This window comes from Ketobacter alkanivorans, from assembly GCF_002863865.1.
GTDB classification, from domain to species: Bacteria; Pseudomonadota; Gammaproteobacteria; order Pseudomonadales; family Ketobacteraceae; genus Ketobacter; species Ketobacter alkanivorans.
This window is the reverse complement of sequence record NZ_CP022684.1, coordinates 555,692-573,180: the sequence shown is the minus strand read 5'-3', so window position 1 is coordinate 573,180 and position 17,489 is coordinate 555,692. Positions and strand designations below refer to the sequence as shown.

Here is a 17,489-nt window from a genome sequence, read left to right as displayed (position 1 = left end):
GGATCTTATCTGTTTTGGCGTTGGTAATGATGAGCGTGGGCTGTGAGCGGGTATCTCCGGAAGAAAAATGGGTCTCTGCGCTATCAACCAGGATAGCTGCAGATTACGCTGATTTATTTCATCACAGTCAATTGTTGGTGGAGAGCGCCAACCGTTTTTGTGAGGCTAAGCGCCAAAGTGGTGATGGTACTGTTGCGTTGTCTGCCGAGCTATCCACTGTGCAGATCGAATGGCGGCGCACGATGGGAGCCTGGCAGCACATTCAATGGGTGCGCTTTGGTCCGATGGTGGAGAATAATGATGATTGGAAGATCCAGTTCTGGCCGGACAAGAAAAATATAGTGTCTCGTAAAGTGCAACAAATATTAGATAAGGAAAACAAGATTGATCAGCAGGTGGTTGCTGATGCCAGTGTTGTTGTGCAGGGGTTGAGTGCATTGGAACTTCTGCTGTTCGATGCGGAGTATGTAGCGTTGTTTTATCAAAATGCCAAGCCATCAGAGAGGCAGTGCCAATTGATTGTGGCAATTGGTGAGCAACTGGTAAGTACAATCGAGAGGGTTAAAAGCCAATGGCAGGATCAGAACTACCGTAATTCATGGGTGGCGACGGTGAATCAAGAGCAAGAGAGCTTGGCCCCTTCCGCATTAACCGACGTTGTAGCTGCCATGCTGACACAAATGGAGAAGCTGAAAGCTGATAAGTTGGGTGGCCCTTTGGGTTACAAGAATCGTAGCAAGCAGCCAAATGGCTATTTCTCTGAAGGGTGGCGTAGTAATAGTTCGCTGGATAATATCAAGACCAATTTGTTGGCCTTGCAAATATTGATTTCCAATCAGGATAGTTACGATTTGCGTCGACTGCTGGACGCCAAAGACAGTGATGCTGTAGCGAATGATATTGAATCCAGTATTAACGAAATCCTGAATGTCGTTGCGACAATAGACAAACCATTGAACGAGGCGGTTACCGATGTCGGTTCAAGGGTCCAGTTAGAAGAGCTGCATCTGGCGGTGGGAAACCTGAATTCCCAGTTAAAAACTCGATTGAGTCCGGCTCTGGGTATAACGCTCGGGTTCAACTCCAACGATGGAGACTAGATCTTGCTGAGGCGGCAATTTTGTAAAATGTCTCTGTTGAGTCTGGCTGCTGGTTATAACGTAGGCTGCACAGGTAAGCGGCCATCTTCATTTAAGGCTGTTTTCAGCGGCTGTGACGACACAGCGGGCAATCACTATATTGCACAATTAACTCCATCTGGTGAGGTTGCCGTACGCATTAAAGTGCCTCTTAGGGTGCATGGCTCGGTATTTGTTCGTGAGATCAATAGCGCACTTTTTTTTGCGCGTCGCCCAGGAAATCAACTATATCAGTTGGACGTTGGGTCAGGCAGATTAGTACACACTTTTACAAATACGCCTGATCGACACTTCTACGGGCATGGTGTTGTGAGTGCTGATGGTGAAACACTTTTTGCCACCGAGAACAACACTGCTGATCTTAGCGGTGTGATCGGTGTTTATTCCCTGGCTGGATCACCCCGGAAAGTAGCTGAGTTCCCCTCTGGTGGCATAGGCCCTCATCAATTGGCGTTGCTGCCTGATCAAAAAACACTGGTGGTGGCCAATGGTGGTATGGCTACTCATCCGTCATCTGAACGTTCAGTATTAAACTTGGATACCATGGCGCCCAATCTAGCCTACCTCAACATAAACGATGGTGAGCTGTTAGAGTTACATGAGCCTCTTCACCATAAAATGAGTGTTCGTCATTTGGATGTCGCTACAGACGGATCGGTTGTTTTTGGAGTGCAATATCAGGGTGAACTCAATGACACTGTGCCTTTGGTGGGTAGTCATAAACGCGGTGAACCCATACGCTGGTTTGATCTGCCTGTGGCAATGCAGCGGCGCGCTAAACAGTATACTGCCAGCGTGGCGATCGATAATGCTGGGCGCTACGTTGTAGTGAGTTGTCCTCGAGGTAACATGTTAGGTTGCTGGGATCTCGCCAGTGGGCATCTGATACAGCAATTGGATAGCCCTGATGCTGCCGGTCTATATCGACTGCCACATTCGGGCTGGATCAGCAGTAATGGCTATGGTGACGTGAGCCTGCTGAAGTATGCCGACCAACGTTTAGAACGGTCGGCGGTAGCTCATTCTGCCTTGCGTTGGGATAATCACTTAACGGTGATATAGCCCATCAACCCTGTCTTCATGTGTTCGATAACGTGGCAGTGATACATCCAATGTCCTGGATTGTCTGCTACGAATGCTACTTCAACCATTTCATTTTTTTGCAGCAGTACGGTGTCGGTGTGATAGGGCACTATCTTCTTCTGGTTTGAGCGCAACACAGTCCAGGTGAATCCATGCATATGGATCGGATGGCTGTGCGGGGTCACGTTTTTTAGGCGGAAAATATAAGTTTTGCCTAACTGCAGGTCGGCCAGCGGGGCGGGGATATTCTCTGCTGACATGCCCTCCCAAGCCCTGCGGTTAATAGTCCAGAACTTGTGGTTGGCTTTTCCGCTGGTATTGGTGGGGGTTATTGCGCCTTCCCACTCAAATACGAAATTCAGTGTTTCGGCATTATCCAGATCAGGGGCCGATATCGGGTTCAGAGGCAGTGGTGATATTGCTTGGGGTTGGGCGATGGCCTCACCTGCGGTTTTCAGGCTCAACAAATCAAATAAAAGCCGACCTTTTGCATTCTTGATAGCGATTCTTTCCCCTGCTTTTGTGGGCGCTTGGATTGCCACATCAAGCCGCATGCCTGGGCCGATCTCATGCTGTGTTAGCGGTGTGGGCTTTTCAATGGGATTGCCGTCTATAGCGATAATCCATGCCGCGTGTGCAGGGGCGGTGATTTTGTACATCACCGTGTTATCAACGTTCAAAAAACGGAGCCTGACCAGGGCACCCGGAGCGACTTCGTATTCTGGATTTTGCACGCCATTCACTGATTCCCAGGCACCAGGGGTTCCCATTCGAAACGCATTGCGGGGGCTGGTGAAAGGGGCAAAGCTACCGTCTTCGTTGATATGCCAGTTTTTCAATAACAGGGGTAGGTCTGTGTCGAATGTGACAGGTTCTGCCTCTGCTACCACAATGGCTCCCACCAGACCTTTCCCCAGCTGTGTCAGGCTGTTTACGTGCGGGTGATACCAGAACGTGCCGGCATCCGGTGGCGTGAATCGATAGAGAAAATCTTCGCCTGGCTGGATGGGTGGCTGGGTTAGAAAGGGGACACCGTCCATCTCGTTCTTAATACGCAGCCCATGCCAGTGGATTGTAGTGGGTTCCGATAAGCGGTTGCGAAACAGTATTTTTATTTCCTGACCCTGTTTGGCAAATATCGTCGGGGATGGAAAGCTTTCGTTGAAACACCAAGCGGGTGTGGTGGTGCCGGGGATCAGCTCGATGGGTGTGGGGGCTGCGGTGAGTATGTAGTCGTAGCCTGACTCAGCGGAGCTCTCTAAGCTAAAACGGGGAATGTGCGAGCAGGCTGATAGAGTAAGCGCGGAACCTAATCCGCCAAGGAAAGTGCGTCGAGACAGGGGCATGAGCTCACCGGAGTTGCTGTTATTTCGTTAAATTATCCATTAATTGGTGTCGATAGGCATGGCTTAAATGCATTAAGGGGTTAATTTCCTGAGGGTTTTCTACCGGCGTTTAAATAGTGACCTAACTTGAGATTATGGTGATAACGTCTATATTGTAATATTGTCAGACAATAATAATCATATAAAGCAAGTGCGCGGAGGTAGTCATGATTCTGGATTCCATGTTGCGGGGTATGCCCGCAGGAGCTCGGGGCCGGGTGGAGGAGGCCATTGATAATATCTCGGTGGTACTGCAAATGCGCAATCCAAAGGTTTTTGCCTCCATGGCACCATCGGCAGTGCGGGGCTTGGCTTTAAAGCAGGGTAAGCGTAAATCCGTAGTGCATATGAATTCGCATCACCCCGTTACCTTCGATCTTACCTATAAGATGGACTTTCCTGAGATGCGCCGACTGTACCAGCGCGCGGTGGAGAACCAGTGGAATGCCGATAAGGATCTTGATTGGACTACGGATGTTGACCCCCGTAACCCTGAGATCCCCATTATATCCAATGACTTTTTCCCGGATGACTATATCCAGCAGTTGCCGGTCAAGCTAACCGGCAAGCAGCGGATTGAACTCAACTACAACATAGCCTGCTGGATGCTGAGCCAGTTTATGCATGGAGAGCAGGGTGCGTTATACGCCTCTGCCCAGGTAACTGAAAGTGTGGGCTGGATGGAAGGTAAATTGTTTGGTGGTACGCAGGTTATGGATGAGGCGCGCCACCTGGAAGTGTTCAATCGTTATCTCACCGATAAGCTGAACAAGCGTTACGATGTAAATGACAATCTTTTTGTGATTTTGGATGATTTATTGACCGACGCCCGTTGGGATTTCAAGTTTCTTGGTATGCAGATCATGGTGGAAGGCCTGGCATTGGGGGCGTTCCGTACCATCCATAATATGAGCAAGGAGCCTCTCCTTAAGAATCTATTGAAATACGTTATTAAAGACGAGGCCCGCCATGTCCACTATGGTGTATTGGCATTGAAAGATCATTTTACCAATGAGCTGTCTGATGCTGAACGCAGGGAGCGGGAAGACTGGGCCTTTGAAGTGGCGGTTTTAATGCGCAATCGCTTTATGGCTCATGAGATTTTTGAAGAGTGGTTTGAGGGTATTATCAGTCGTCGGGAATGGAACAATCTGATTTCGAATTCCCCGGCCATGATGCAATTCCGTCAGAATATGTTCTACCGACTGATCCCCAATCTTGATTTTATCGGGTTGATGTCGCCTCGAATTCGCCCCTACTATGACAAGTTCGGCATGCTTGATTACCTGAAAGGCAAGAACGCCAGCCAGCTGTCTGAACAGGATATGGTCGCTGATCTCAGTTAGCTCTGAGCCATCTGTTTTGATCCATATTCCATTTCTGCCCAAGCGCGCAATCTGATTTCTGCGGTAATATTTTGGAAATTAGATTGCAACCTCTAATTTTAATTGCGATAAAGCTATTTGAGCGTACGCAGTAGCGGGTGCCGATACTCGACTGTGCTTGAATATTTTGATCAAACTTGGGAGACAAATATGGCAAATGCATTTGGGAACCTGAATTCCGATATGGCGAAACAGTGGGTAGAGAAAATGGAAGCGAGACTGCACAAGGCGCAGGAGAGGGTGGCAGCGGCACGCTCCAAGTTGGTACAAGCTCAGGAACGCTGGCGGATAAAGGCGACAGCCGCTGCTCAGGTTGCTGTCGAACAGGCGCAGGATGCATTGGAAACTGCTATGCATGTAGTAGAGGACACCCGCAAAGAACTGACTCAAGCCAAGCTTGAAGCCCAGGTATCGCAGCTGCGGGAGCGCTTTATTCAGACCGAACAAAAAGTGCGTGAGAAGATGATTGCCCGTGAAGAAGAGCTGCGCCATCGCTTGGAAAAAGAGCTGGAAGATGCCTATGAGAAGGCTCGCAAGCAAGTAGAATCCGCACTGGAGAGTAAATACGCCAAGCAGGTTTTGGATTACAGCAAAGGTTTGGAAGCCAAACTGAAAAAAGCAGCCGACGAATTTGAAAAACGTGAAAAAGAACTGCTGAAGAAAAGCGGTTTGTCTTTTGGCAATAAAAAACCCGTAGCCAAAAAGGCGGCAACCAAGCCAGCGGCAAAAAAACCAGCTGCCAAAAAGGCGCCAACCAAAAAGGCTGCGGTTAAAAAACCGACTGAGAAGAAAGCTCCCGCAAAGAAAGCCCCCGCCAAAAAGGCCGTGGCTAAAAAAGCACCAGCCAAGAAGAGTTCTGTTAAAAAGGCGGCTGGCCCTACCGAGTAGGCCGTTTGTTTAACCCGGTTTATGGCAGACAGTAAACAAAGGCAGCTTAGGCTGCCTTTTCTGCGTTCAGGGCTGGGTGGAATTGCCAACCACGTGAGCGTTAATGTCATTGAAACTCTTAGACCAACTGGTCACTATTGGCTGATACCAACCCGATACCTAGGAGAATAACGTGGCTGCTGCCTATATTGTTGATGCTGTAAGAACCGCCGGTGGGCGCCGTAATGGTCGCCTCAGCCAGGTCAGTCCGGCCGATTTGGGGGCCGTTGTTGTTAATGCGCTGTTAAAGCGTAACGACGTAGATCCCGCCCTGATTGAAGACGTTATTTTCGGTTGTGTGAGCCAGATCGGGCCCCAAACCTTTAACGTTGCCCGTACTGTAGTGCTCGCTTCCGATCTGCCCATTGAAGTGCCAGGTGTAACAGTGGACCGCCAGTGCGGTTCAGGCCAGCAGGCTATACACTTCGCCGCTCAAGCGGTTATGTCCGGCAATCAGGATATGATCATTGCAGGCGGCGTAGAGAACATGAGCATGACCCCGATTGGTTCACCTTTGTTGGTGGCTGCGAAAGCTGGAATGCGGACACCGTTTGATGGTGCAGCCATTTCCGCCCGCTACCCGGGTGTAGAGTTCAGCCAGTTTGTCGGTGCCGAGCGAATGGCCACCAAATATGGTGTATCCAGAGATGATTTGGATACTTTTGCCTATCAGAGCCATATGAAAGGCGCGGCAGCTTATGATGACAACCGCTTTGATCGCGAAATCGTGCCGGTAAATGTCGAAGTGGAAGGGGAGCAGGTGGTACACAATGTCGACGAAGGCCTGCGTCGTAGTGCCAGTCTGGAAGCCATTCAAGGGCTTGAGCCGCTGCAGGAAGGGGGCTTGATTACAGCCGCCTCTGCCAGCCAGATCTGTGATGGATCCGCCGCAGTTTTGGTGGTGAGTGAGCGCGCCTTGAAGCAATATGGTTTCACGCCATTGGCTAAAATCCACGATATGACAGTGGTAGGCTCAGACCCCACCATGGTTTTGGAAGGCCCGATTCCCGCCAGCCAGAAAATCCTTCAGCGTACAGGTTTAAAAATTGAGGATATCGGGTTGTATGAAGTGAACGAGGCATTTGGCTCTGTTCCACTGGCCTGGAAAAATGCACTGGGAGCAGACTTGAATCGCCTGAACGTAAATGGCGGCGCGCAGGCATTGGGGCATCCATTAGGTGCCACCGGAGCCAAGCTGATGGGGACTCTGACCTACGAATTGATTCGTCGCAAGGAGCGATACGGCCTTCTGTCCATTTGCGAGGGGCTGGGTACCGCTAACGCCACCATCATCGAAAACTTACAAATCTAGTGGCTGATTTGAGCTAGTTCCCGCCAAAATATCAATATTATCAAGCTATACAGGCTGATTCCTGTGCCTGTATAGCTTGTATTCTTCCCGTCATGATCGATACTTACCATCAGACTTCGTTATTAAGGCTGGTGTGTTACTGCCGTTTGCACCTTTCATTGTGAAATTTTAAGGCTTCGTGCCGGTAGTTCATCCTTTCGCTCGTAGAGTACACAACCTATAATGAAATAATGAGTTATAAAAATGTTCAGTACGCAACTATGCATGATAGTACCCTAACCCCTACAAAAGTTGGTGGTTTCCGGCTGCGTTCTCTTCAAGATGGTGAAGAATTCCCACTTGATACAGATGAGATGTTGGTCGGTAGGGAAGTGGAATGCAGTATTACGCTGGATAGCGGCCATATTTCGCGATACCACGCTAAAATCAGCCTATTGAACGGTGATGTGGTAGTGGAAGACTTGCGCTCTACCAACGGAACGTTCATAAATGGGCGGCGTATTTCGGCGCCCCAGTCCGTTAGCGTTGGCGATGAAGTCAGATTCCATGAAATATCGTTTCGGCTGGTGTCTGATGATGAGGGCTCTGGCGATGCCGATGCCACCGTATTTCAGTCGGCACCTGCCGTGGCATCCACTAAGGATACGTCCGCTCGCAAGGTGACCAATTCAGTCGCCGAGCAGATTCAAGCCCAGCCAGCTATGGCTGAAGCGGCCCCTGAGCCAGATGAAGACAGCACCCGCCTGCTCAGCGTTGATGACCTGAATCGCCTACAAGGTAAGTCAGAGCATGTAAATGCCAGGGTGGACAATGGCAGTGGCCCCCGTTTGGTGATGCTCACCGCGCCGATTCGCGGTAAGGTTTATTCTCTGATCTCCCAAAACAAAAGTGCCTGGGTAATTGGCCGAGATCAGAGTGTTGATTTTCAGGTAGGGGACAAAACCGTATCCGGGCAACACGCCAGGATTCGCAAGCTGGCAGATGAATGGGTGCTGGAATCCTGCGAAGGGCGTAACCCCATTTTTATAAACAACCGCTCAGTTGAATTCACCACTTTGCATCCCGGCGATGTAATTCGGGTCGGCCGTATGGAATTGATATTTCGTACCGACGAAAAAGCGCTGGTTCCGGATCACGATGAAACACCGCGTTTTGCCGCTTCACGTACCAATGTGGCGCTATTGATCGGTGCCGTCGTTGTGCTGGGCCTGGTATTAGGAATCATTCTTGTCTGACTGCGTGGCCCAGCTTACGCAGTCTGCGCTAGATAACCCTAGTTTTCTCTAGTCCGCCAAATGCTTTGAACAGATCCTTGCAAAACTTGGAAAGCTCCAGGCTCATTACCGCAAAATCCTGATCGAACTGTTGTGCTTTGCTGTCAGCATCGGTTTCGCTCGCCTGCTCGATCAGTTGATCATCAAACTTCATCCGTTTTATGGACAGATCGTCTTCAATAACGCAGTGTAAACTGTCGTTCCAGTTGACGGCTAACTTGGTGCAGAGTTTGCCGGATTCCAGCATGGACTGTACTTCATCGGCATCCAGATCCTGCGCCTTGCAACGGATCACGTTGGCGCTGTCGGCAGGGTTGCTCAACTCGCACTCTTTTTCCAGTTGGAATGGAGGGTGTGCAGACTGCTCGGCAAGCCAATGGGTCATCACGTCGGTAGGAACTTGTTTGCTGGCAGGCGGAATGACGGGCAGCGAACCCAGTGTGTCGCGCAGGTGGCTCATGAACTGCTCTGCCTTGGCCGAGCTGGATGCATCAATCAGCAGCAGATCGTCTTTGGGAGAGATGTAGGCGTATACCCGCTGCGTTTTAGAGAAGGCCCTGGGCAACAATTCCAGCATGACTTCATCTTTCAATTGATCCTGTTCTTTTTTGAACACCTTGCGGGCTTCTTTCTGTTCGATGTGTTGAGAGCGCTCCTGTACCGCTTCTTTGATGACGGAAGCGGGAATCACCTTGTCTTCGCGTTTGGCACACAACATTAGATAGCCGTTGCAAGCGTGGACGTACAATGGCTCTGCCTCTTGGTTGGTATCCTGATCAATGGGGGGTACCCAGCCGTATTTGCTCAGATCCTGGCGTCCACAGGGGTGAAAGGCCTTTTCCGCCAGCTGGCTCTGTAACTCCTCTGCGCCCATCTCAAACGGCTTGGTAAAACGATAGATGCGCAAGTTTTTGAACCACATAATCTGATTGCTCCCAACAAAATGGAGGCCGATTATGAGACAATGCAGCCTCGTTTCCAACCGCTTTGGAGGGTAAGTTGCCTTACCTGTGTGATCGCCCGCAAAAGCCGAAAAGTCACTTGACGCTGGTATTGGCTCATGGTGCCGGTGCCCCTATGGACAGTGAGTTCATGACCTGTATGGCCAGGCTTCTGAACGACCGTGGTATCAGCGTTGTGCGCTTTGAATTCCCGTATATGGCTGAGCGGCGGGAATCCGGGAAGAAAAGGCCGCCTAATAGGATGCCGGAGCTTATGAAGAGCTTTTATGCCGCTGTTGAACATTGTGGTGGCCCGCAGTTGTGTGTTGTCGGAGGCAAATCCATGGGGGGGCGGGTCGCGTCGATGTTGCTGGCCGACGGGGCGGTACAAGCGGCTGTGTCGCTGGGGTATCCATTCCATCCTACAGGTAAGCCCGACAATCTGCGCAAGGATCACTGGGGAGCCATCGAGGCACCTTGGTTGATTGTGCAAGGTACCCGAGATCCTATGGGGAAGCGCGAGGAGGTTGAGGGTTACGAGTTGCCATCCAGTGCGTTGGTAAAGTGGCTGGATGATGGTGATCATGATTTCAAGCCGCGCAAGGCCAGCGGACTAACCCAATCTCAGCATTGGGTACAAGCTGCAGACTGGGTTAGTGAATTTATTGTGGGGTTATCCTGATGTTCAAACAGTTCTATGCTGCGTTTTACCTCAAATGGGGTCAGGTACTTACGCCCCTGGTACTGGTTACCTTGTTGGCCGCCTGCGATGGGGTAGAGGTGGCTCCGGCAGATATTTCAGGGCAGCCTATTGTGGGGCGCTGGTATTTAAGTGAATCAGTGCAGGAGGGTGATGATCTTTTTGTGCAACGGGTTTATATGCATGTACGTGAGGACGGTTATGTGTTGTATGCGAACCTTCTTTGTCGGCAAATCATGTCCAGCGGCGCACGTAACCACAGCCGATTAATTCTTGAGTATTTCCCCATTAAACGCGTTAACGTAAAGAAAATGGTATTGCAGAAATACCCACTAACACCCAAGTATGAGATCAGTTTGGGTATGTGGCCCGATCAAGGGGAGGGAGTGTTCGAGGTAGACAGCCTCCCGTTGCGTTCTATTGGCGTGGATCAGGTTCCCGAATATAAGAGTTGGGAGTGTCAATAAAGTCGCGCGCGTAAGGTTTCAGCAAACAATGGGCTCAGGTCAATGCGGTTGCTTTGGTGGGGGATACTGTTGCAGCTGATCACAGAGTTTACACCTGATGCCTTCAGTGCTTGTTCAGCTCCTGCCGCAAACAAGGCGTGGGTGCAGGCCGCGTCCACTCGTGTGCATCCGGCCTCCAGCAGCGCTTCGGCTGCTTCTTTCATGGTATGACCGGAGCTGATCACATCGTCCAGCAGGATTGCGTGCTTACCTTGAAAATCAACCTTCGGTAGCGCTACCTTCACGTTGCGGTCCCCGCTGCGAACTTTGCTGGCAACGCACCATGGCATCCCGCTGTGTTTGGCGGCAACTTTCACCCATTGCTCCGATTCTTCGTCCGGCCCCACCAGAATTGTGTTTTCGGCATTGTTGGACAAGTGTGTGCCGATTAAACCTGCGGCAGACAGGCTGATCGCCTCGCAATGGGTAAAGGCCTCATCGAGTGATTTGATGCGGTGCAAGTGCGGATCGATTGTGATGACCGTATCGAAGCATCTGGACAGCAAATCACCAATGATCAGTTGGCTTATGGCCTGCCCAGGCTCAAACTCAATGTCCTGACGCATATAGCAGAGGTAGGGCGCGACCAATACCGATTTTTTACATCCGTGCTTGCGGGCAGCTGATTCGGCCAGCAGTAACTCAATCAGCTTTTGGTTAGGCTGATCGAGGCTCAGCATAAATACGACGGTTTCAGGAAGCCCGATGGGCACGGTTACACAGCTTTCCCCATCCGGAAAGCGATGTACTTTTATCAGGTCGAACGGCACCTGAAGTTGGGCGGCCAGTTTCTCTGTTTGGTCGCGGCTACCTTCAAACCCCAATACGATCATTGCGTCATCCATTACCATGTAAATTGAAGCTCCTCAGATTGGCCGATACGAAAACCGTTATCCTTGTTTGCCAGGTTGCACGCAAACTGGAAATCAGCTGAGAACTCGGAATAGATGCGATAAAGCGGCTCACCTTGCTTCACATGGTCTCCAATACGTTTAAATAGATAGACGCCAGCACCTTTATCCATGGGGGCTCCTGCCAGTCGCGCAATTCTGGCCATAGTCAGATTGTTGATCTCCACTACCACACCATCTTTGACGGCGGTTACGTCCTGGGTCTGAGTTCCCAGGGTATAGACGGTTTCCTGCTTGCCCTGAGCGGCTATGAGTTGCTCCATTTTGAATAGCGCGCGGCCGGAGTCAAGAATGTCTCGGGCAACGTCATAGCCTTCTCCGCCTCGAATGTCATTTTCAAACTCAATCAGGCGGCCAGCCAGCTGCAGTGACTTTTCCCTAAGATCATGGGGCGCGTCAGGATCGTTGCGCAGCACCTTCATTACGTCTTGGGCTTCCAGAACGGGGCCTATGCCGCGGCCGATGGGTTGACGGCCATCGGTTATGATTACCTGGGTCTCAAGCCCGATTCGATCGCCAACGTACTCGAACAGTTTGCGCAGTTGCATGGCTTCTTTCATGGTTCGTACTTTTGCCGTTGGCCCGGCTGGGATATCGATTAACAGGTGCGTTGATCCACAAGCCCGCTTTTTTGACATGATGGATGCCACCATTTGGGCCTGAGAATCGATGGCCAGCGGCCGCTCAACAGAGATGAGCACATCATCGGCTGGTGCCAGTTTGGCTGTACCGCCCCACGCCAGGCAGCCTCGCTGTTCACGTACAATTTGATGCAGCCGATTAACTGGAAGATCCACTTGCGCCAGAACCTCCATAGTGTCTGCTGTGCCTGCAGGGGAGGTAATAGCGCGACTTGATGTCTTGGGGCAAAGCAGGCCGAACGCCGCAACTATGGGCACGACAATCATGGAGGTGCGGTTCCCTGGAATTCCCCCAATGCAGTGTTTATCTACAACACGCTTTTCTTCCCAATCCAGGCGTTGCCCGGAACTCACCATGGCATTGGTAAGGTACAGAACTTCATCCCGATCCAGGCCGGCCTCAGATACTGCTACGATAAATGCGGCGATTTCAGGTTTCGAGTAGCGGTTACTGGCAATGTCTTTGATGATCTGATTAAACTTTTCCTGCGTAATGCGTTCCCCGGATAATTTCTCTCGAACAAACTCCATCGATTGCGGAGGCTCGGCGTGGTTGACCTTGACGTTTGAGCCTTCAGACACACCTAAATTACTAAATGCCTGCTCGGATAAACCCAATTGGCCTGGCATAACGATGCGTTCATCGTCTACCACGTTTAACACCGCCAGAATGTGTTTGCCATCCTGCTGGATCTCAATCTTACTCAGCGCCTGAAACCCCTCGACCTTATAGGTGGGGCATTCTCTGTGCAGATACGCTACGTTTTCATGGTAGGTATCAATGGCCACCCGTTTCAGTGTCAATATCGGTTGGGAGGTGCTTTCCATTATTATCTCCTTGTTTCTTATCCTTTTATCATAGATCTAGTAACAACATGAACCCTGTATCTACATCAATATATTGACTGTTAATTGCGGCTGTATAAATATACAGTTAAAGGTTCATTTGGGTTGGTGTGAGGGATATGGCTTATGGTGTATAAAGGCAGAGGGGCGATCAGCAATAAGAACAGCCGTTTCGACACATTAAACTCTGAATGGGATGAAGAATGTCAGCGCCCAGCCCCAAAAACCGTATTCTATCGCGAATCAGCAAAATCCATTGTCACTAAGAACCAATCACCGGATGTGCCCTTTGATTTTTCGATAAACCCCTATCGCGGTTGTGAGCATGGCTGCATTTACTGCTTTGCCAGACCAAACCACGCTTACGTGGACCTTTCACCCGGCCTGGATTTCGAAACCAAAATCTTCATTAAGGAAAACGCAGCAGAATGTCTGGAGCGTACCTTTCAACGCAGAGGGTATAAGCCCATGCCTATTACATTAGGTACAGCAACGGATCCATATCAGCCAATTGAAAGAGAAAAGCAAATCACACGTAGTTTGCTTAAGCTGATGGTTAGATATAAACACCCATTCAGCCTGATCACAAAAAGCGCATTGGTTTGTCGAGATGCTGATTTACTGCAACAAGCTGCCCAGATGGGGTTGGTGAAAGTTATGATTAGCGTAACCACACTGAGCAACGAGTTGAAAGCCAGACTGGAGCCCAGAACGGCTTCGGGAGAGGCACGGCTTCGCGCTATCGACATGCTATCGAGCCAGGGCATACCGGTGGGGTTACTGATGGCACCCCTTATCCCCTGGATTAATGATAATGAGGTGGAAGAGATTGTAAGCAGGTCGGCAAAGGCGGGGGCTGAGAGCGCTAATTTCATCTTTCTGAGATTGCCTCTTGAGGTCGCACCCTTGTTCCAGGAGTGGTTGCAGAACCATTATCCAGATAGAGCTGAGCGGGTGCTTAATAGTATTCGTCATAGCCGGGGAGGGAAGCTCTATGAGGCGCGCTTTGGCGAACGAATGAGGGGGCGAGGTGTGATCGCTGAGTTGTTAAGCTCCCGTTTCAGAAAGGCGTGTTCACGTTCGGCTATTCAGTATGCTGGAAGCCGCATCCTTGACCAAAGTCAGTTTTCTTTACCATGCAAAAACAATCAGTTAGCTCTGTTTTGATGTCAATATTAAGAAATGTAAACAAGTGTTCGCTAATTGTGTTTTAGATCAATTTTTTATCACTTGGAACTTGTTAATTCATTTTCCAATATGTATAGTCCGCCTCGCTTGAAACGCCTGCAGTATCAGGTTCCAGAGTCGAGGTGGCGTAATGTCTATTGAACAGTTTGAAGCGGTATCCCTTTATGTATGTGTATCCGGGTTGATCGCATACATGTTTTTCATCATGTATAAGCTAGCGTCCGAATCCAAAGCAGGCAAAATGGGTACATTTGCTATCTTCCTGACGTTAGGTCTGGGTATGTTTGCTTTTATCGCCAAAGAAGTGCTGACCATCGTAATGCCGGTTTAGCCACTAAGAATTAAACACAGAGAAGCCTCCGATAAGGGGGCTTTTCTGTTTCTGGGGGCGGCTTTCAGGTGTCGTCGTCTTTACGGCCAGGGTGTAAAGGCAGTTCAACTATAAATGTTGACCCTTCTCCTGGAATGCTCTCAAAAGATATGTTGCCCTCGTGCAGTTTAACCAACTCCATTGTAATGAACAGGCCAAGCCCGCTGCTGAGTTGATTCGATGTGTAGTTGTGCAGATTGGAAAACTTCTCAAACAGGTGCTTGCTGTCTTCCGGAGTAATGCCTCTGCCGGTGTCGGTTACCTTGATTAATGCAGTGTTGTTATGATGCTGCACGGTAACGCCGATTTGGATGGAGCCTTGCTCTGTGGCCCTGAACGCGTTAGAAACCAGGTTGTATATAATCTGTTTAATTTTGGCTCGGTCACCTTGTAGGTAGGCCCCGTTTCGTGGCAGCGTAAAACTGTATTGAATGTCTCGATTGCCTGCCAGTGAATGGGTATCAGAATGTACCTCTTCCACCAGCTTGCCAAGATCAAACAGTTTGCTTTCCAGCTCCAGTTTGCCTTCTTCTATTTTTGATATGTCCAGCAGATCACTGATTAGCTCCATCAGGTGATGGGTGTTACGCTCGATGGTGTTCAGTGCATCGAGGTTACGCAGTGCCTGATTGTTGTCTGATTCTGATTCTTTAAAGTACTTCTGTAAGCGACGGGTGAATCCAAGGATGGCATTAAGCGGTGTCCTTAATTCGTGAGACATGCTTGCCAGGAATTGGCTCTTTGCCTGATTTGAGGATTCGGCGATATGGCGTGCCCTTTCAAGCTCGCCCTGGGCTTGTTTGCGTTCCGATATGTCAGCTACTACCGCCAGCCAGCCTTCAATTGAATGATGCGGGCTGATGACGGCCGTTATGGACAGCATTACATCCAGTTTGACACCATTTTTACAGGTGAACGTCCACTCGTTCTCCTGGCGTTCTCCTTTGTCGAGCGCAGTGGTAAAAAGCCTGAAACCGCTGATGTTTACGTCATAGCGTTGCTGCAGGTCGACGCGATATTCTTCCATCTGCTGTTTGTCAATTAATGCATGCGGAAAGGTTTTTCCAACCAGGTCTTGCTCTCGATAGCCAAGCAATTTGGTGGTGCCTGCGTTGCAATTCAGTATGCGGCCTTGCTTGTCGAGGGTAATAATCGCCAGGTTGGCGCTGTCTAGAATCGCCCGTTGCATGGACAGGCTGCGTTCCAGTAATTTGGCCGTGACCTTGTGTTCGTTATTCTCCCGCTTAAGATCGTGGGCGCTGACCTCTGCAGAGCGAAGCGCTTGATGCAATTGTTTGGTGCGACGGTTATACCACTGTGCCAGTAACCCAAGTTCGTCATTAGCGCTGTGATCCAGGGGGATTTCCCTGCCATCGTGGGCGGATTGGCGAATGCGATCGGTCATATCATGGAGCCTGGAAAACAGCACTCGCCACAGGAACCCTGTGCACAGCATGCCCCATATCGCGATGCCTGTCAGAGATCCCCAGGTAACGGATTCGCTAATATCCCGGGCCGCTTCTATCGTATCCTCTAACGGAAAAACAGTAATAACCTTCCAATAGGTATGGGGCATTTGATACACAGTAACATCGGACTTTCCGTGTAGAAAAACATCGTCTGAAATCTCAAATCTATCCAATACGGCAATGTTACCCTCGCCATTACGGAATAAATTGTGGGCGATCAATCGCGCTTCCTGAATGTTGATTTGGTAACTTTTATCAGCAATATTTTTTGCAACGGTTTTGATGCGGTCTGCATCGCGGTTGACGATAGTGGTGTTGCGATAGCTTATAAAATCAAGTTTGTCGGCAATTTCCTGAAAGTTTGGGGCTTTTTTTGCCAGCTCTTTAGCGTAGATAAAATCCGTATATTCTTGTTGATTGTTTTCGCTTCTTTGGGTGATCACCATGTTTTGATCTGGGTAGGAAATAAACTTATTGTTTCGATCTATGACGAATGCATATCCGCTGCGTGAGCCGATCTTTTCAGTGACCAGCTTGTTCACTCCTTCCAGTTTCAAATCAACGGTTGCTACGCCCATTAGTGTATTGGCACGATGAATAGGAACAGAGCAGGTGACCATAGGTTGTAAAGAGTAGGGATCGGTATAGGAGCGTGACCAGTAAGCTGAACCTGCTTGCAGGCGGGTGGTGGGTACATACCATTCTTCGTTGTGGTACCCAGGCCCATCTAAAGCGTTATAGTCGTCATAGAATTTGAGCACACCATTGGCTTCTCGCCCCCAGAAAAAACTGGCGCGCTCTTTGTCTGGGTCGAACCGGAACGGCTCAGGCCAGAACCCTCCACCGGCGATGATGTCGCGCATGGATTCAAGATCCAGCAGGTGCGGGATGGTGCTCTTGAAAAGCTGATCCTCGGTTGGTAATGCTTCTGCTAAATTGGCAATGTCTTTAGTCAGCGTTTCTGCCTGCATGAACTGCTGATTCAATTCGGTCACAATGTTCTGACCAATCTGTTCATTCAGCTCTTTGCTTTGCTGAACCAGCAGTGGCAACCCTTTAAACCAGATCAGCCACAGGTTTGAGCACACTAATATTAGAAATAACAGAAACAGCCCCACTCCCAACTTAAAACGTAAGCTGCTGAGCCACGCTACTTGGGGCGGATTATACTGCTTGTTCTCAGGGTCGCCGGAGCGTTTCAAGTCCATTGATTGCTCATTTTGATGCATACCCAAAGTATAGGATTATAAGATGCGTGGTGACAGAATATTTATGTAATTCAACTATCTCTGTCGTAGGTCAATTGTTTTTCTCCCAATTCAACTTGCAATAACGCCAGTTTGGGACAACGATGAATACTTGTGTTCATATGGCCGATCGATGAGCAATATTCAGGGGGCGATAATAATGAG

The 17,489-nt window shown here is 49.7% G+C and carries 15 protein-coding genes; 10 read left to right on the top strand and 5 right to left on the bottom strand.

What is annotated here, in order from left to right; all coding sequences use genetic code 11:
- The first annotated feature begins 26 nt into the window (after nucleotides 1-26).
- A complete protein-coding gene (locus tag Kalk_RS02350; RefSeq protein ID WP_158643271.1) occupies nucleotides 27-1,100 on the top strand; it encodes an imelysin family protein in 1,074 nt (357 codons plus the stop codon).
- 27 nt (nucleotides 1,101-1,127) lie between these two features.
- Nucleotides 1,128-2,201, top strand: a complete 1,074-nt coding sequence (locus Kalk_RS02345) for a DUF1513 domain-containing protein (RefSeq protein ID WP_101892677.1) — start codon at nucleotides 1,128-1,130, stop codon at nucleotides 2,199-2,201.
- On the opposite strand, the gene Kalk_RS02340 is transcribed toward Kalk_RS02345, so the two are convergent.
- Complete coding sequence (locus Kalk_RS02340; protein WP_101892676.1) at nucleotides 2,183-3,568, bottom strand: multicopper oxidase family protein; 1,386 nt, start codon at nucleotides 3,566-3,568, stop codon at nucleotides 2,183-2,185. The genes Kalk_RS02345 and Kalk_RS02340 overlap by 19 nt on opposite strands.
- A gap of 206 nt (nucleotides 3,569-3,774) precedes the next feature.
- Here Kalk_RS02340 and Kalk_RS02335 point away from each other — a divergent pair, with 206 nt between their 5' ends.
- The 4 genes from Kalk_RS02335 to Kalk_RS02315 all read left to right on the top strand — a co-directional run bounded on the left by Kalk_RS02335 (nucleotide 3,775) and on the right by Kalk_RS02315 (nucleotide 8,466).
- A complete protein-coding gene (locus tag Kalk_RS02335; protein WP_199767995.1) occupies nucleotides 3,775-4,953 on the top strand; it encodes a ferritin-like domain-containing protein in 1,179 nt (392 codons plus the stop codon).
- 189 nt (nucleotides 4,954-5,142) lie between these two features.
- The gene (locus tag Kalk_RS21160) at nucleotides 5,143-5,880 is read left to right on the top strand and encodes a hypothetical protein (RefSeq protein ID WP_158643270.1); all 738 of its coding nucleotides are present in this window, start codon (nucleotides 5,143-5,145) and stop codon (nucleotides 5,878-5,880) included.
- A 172-nt stretch (nucleotides 5,881-6,052) separates the two neighbouring features.
- Nucleotides 6,053-7,231 (top strand): acetyl-CoA C-acyltransferase, encoded by a 1,179-nt coding sequence (locus Kalk_RS02320; RefSeq protein WP_101892674.1) that lies wholly within the window; start codon nucleotides 6,053-6,055, stop codon nucleotides 7,229-7,231.
- Between the two features lie 260 nt (nucleotides 7,232-7,491).
- Nucleotides 7,492-8,466 carry an FHA domain-containing protein gene (locus tag Kalk_RS02315; protein ID WP_158643269.1) on the top strand — a complete coding sequence of 325 codons (975 nt, stop codon included), beginning with the start codon at nucleotides 7,492-7,494 and terminating at the stop codon, nucleotides 8,464-8,466.
- Between the two features lie 28 nt (nucleotides 8,467-8,494).
- On the opposite strand, the gene rdgC is transcribed toward Kalk_RS02315, so the two are convergent.
- Nucleotides 8,495-9,427, bottom strand: a complete 933-nt coding sequence (rdgC, locus tag Kalk_RS02310) for a recombination-associated protein RdgC (protein WP_101892672.1) — start codon at nucleotides 9,425-9,427, stop codon at nucleotides 8,495-8,497.
- A 77-nt stretch (nucleotides 9,428-9,504) separates the two neighbouring features.
- On the opposite strand from rdgC, the gene Kalk_RS02305 reads away from it, so the two are divergent.
- A complete protein-coding gene (locus Kalk_RS02305) occupies nucleotides 9,505-10,128 on the top strand; it encodes an alpha/beta fold hydrolase (protein ID WP_101892671.1) in 624 nt (207 codons plus the stop codon).
- Nucleotides 10,128-10,613 carry a hypothetical protein gene (locus Kalk_RS02300; RefSeq protein WP_101892670.1) on the top strand — a complete coding sequence of 162 codons (486 nt, stop codon included), beginning with the start codon at nucleotides 10,128-10,130 and terminating at the stop codon, nucleotides 10,611-10,613. Before Kalk_RS02305 ends, Kalk_RS02300 begins: the two co-directional genes overlap by 1 nt.
- Here the strand turns inward: Kalk_RS02300 and Kalk_RS02295 are convergent.
- A complete protein-coding gene (locus Kalk_RS02295) occupies nucleotides 10,607-11,503 on the bottom strand; it encodes a ribose-phosphate diphosphokinase (protein WP_101892669.1) in 897 nt (298 codons plus the stop codon). The two genes, Kalk_RS02300 and Kalk_RS02295, sit on opposite strands and share 7 nt — an antisense overlap.
- Entirely contained in the window at nucleotides 11,497-13,032 is a 1,536-nt protein-coding gene (locus Kalk_RS02290; RefSeq protein WP_101892668.1) for a thymidine phosphorylase family protein, read from the bottom strand. Before Kalk_RS02290 ends, Kalk_RS02295 begins: the two co-directional genes overlap by 7 nt.
- A 144-nt stretch (nucleotides 13,033-13,176) precedes the next feature.
- Between Kalk_RS02290 and Kalk_RS02285 the strand changes: the two genes are divergently transcribed.
- Both Kalk_RS02285 and Kalk_RS02280 read left to right on the top strand, forming a co-directional pair.
- On the top strand, nucleotides 13,177-14,217 hold the full coding sequence (locus Kalk_RS02285; RefSeq protein WP_101892667.1) for a PA0069 family radical SAM protein: 1,041 nt from the start codon (nucleotides 13,177-13,179) through the stop codon (nucleotides 14,215-14,217).
- A gap of 151 nt (nucleotides 14,218-14,368) precedes the next feature.
- Nucleotides 14,369-14,569 carry a DUF2788 domain-containing protein gene (locus tag Kalk_RS02280; RefSeq protein WP_101892666.1) on the top strand — a complete coding sequence of 67 codons (201 nt, stop codon included), beginning with the start codon at nucleotides 14,369-14,371 and terminating at the stop codon, nucleotides 14,567-14,569.
- Between the two features lie 64 nt (nucleotides 14,570-14,633).
- Here Kalk_RS02280 and Kalk_RS02275 read toward each other — a convergent pair whose 3' ends face one another.
- A complete protein-coding gene (locus Kalk_RS02275; RefSeq protein WP_158643268.1) occupies nucleotides 14,634-17,285 on the bottom strand; it encodes an ATP-binding protein in 2,652 nt (883 codons plus the stop codon).
- Nucleotides 17,286-17,489: the final 204 nt, after the last annotated feature.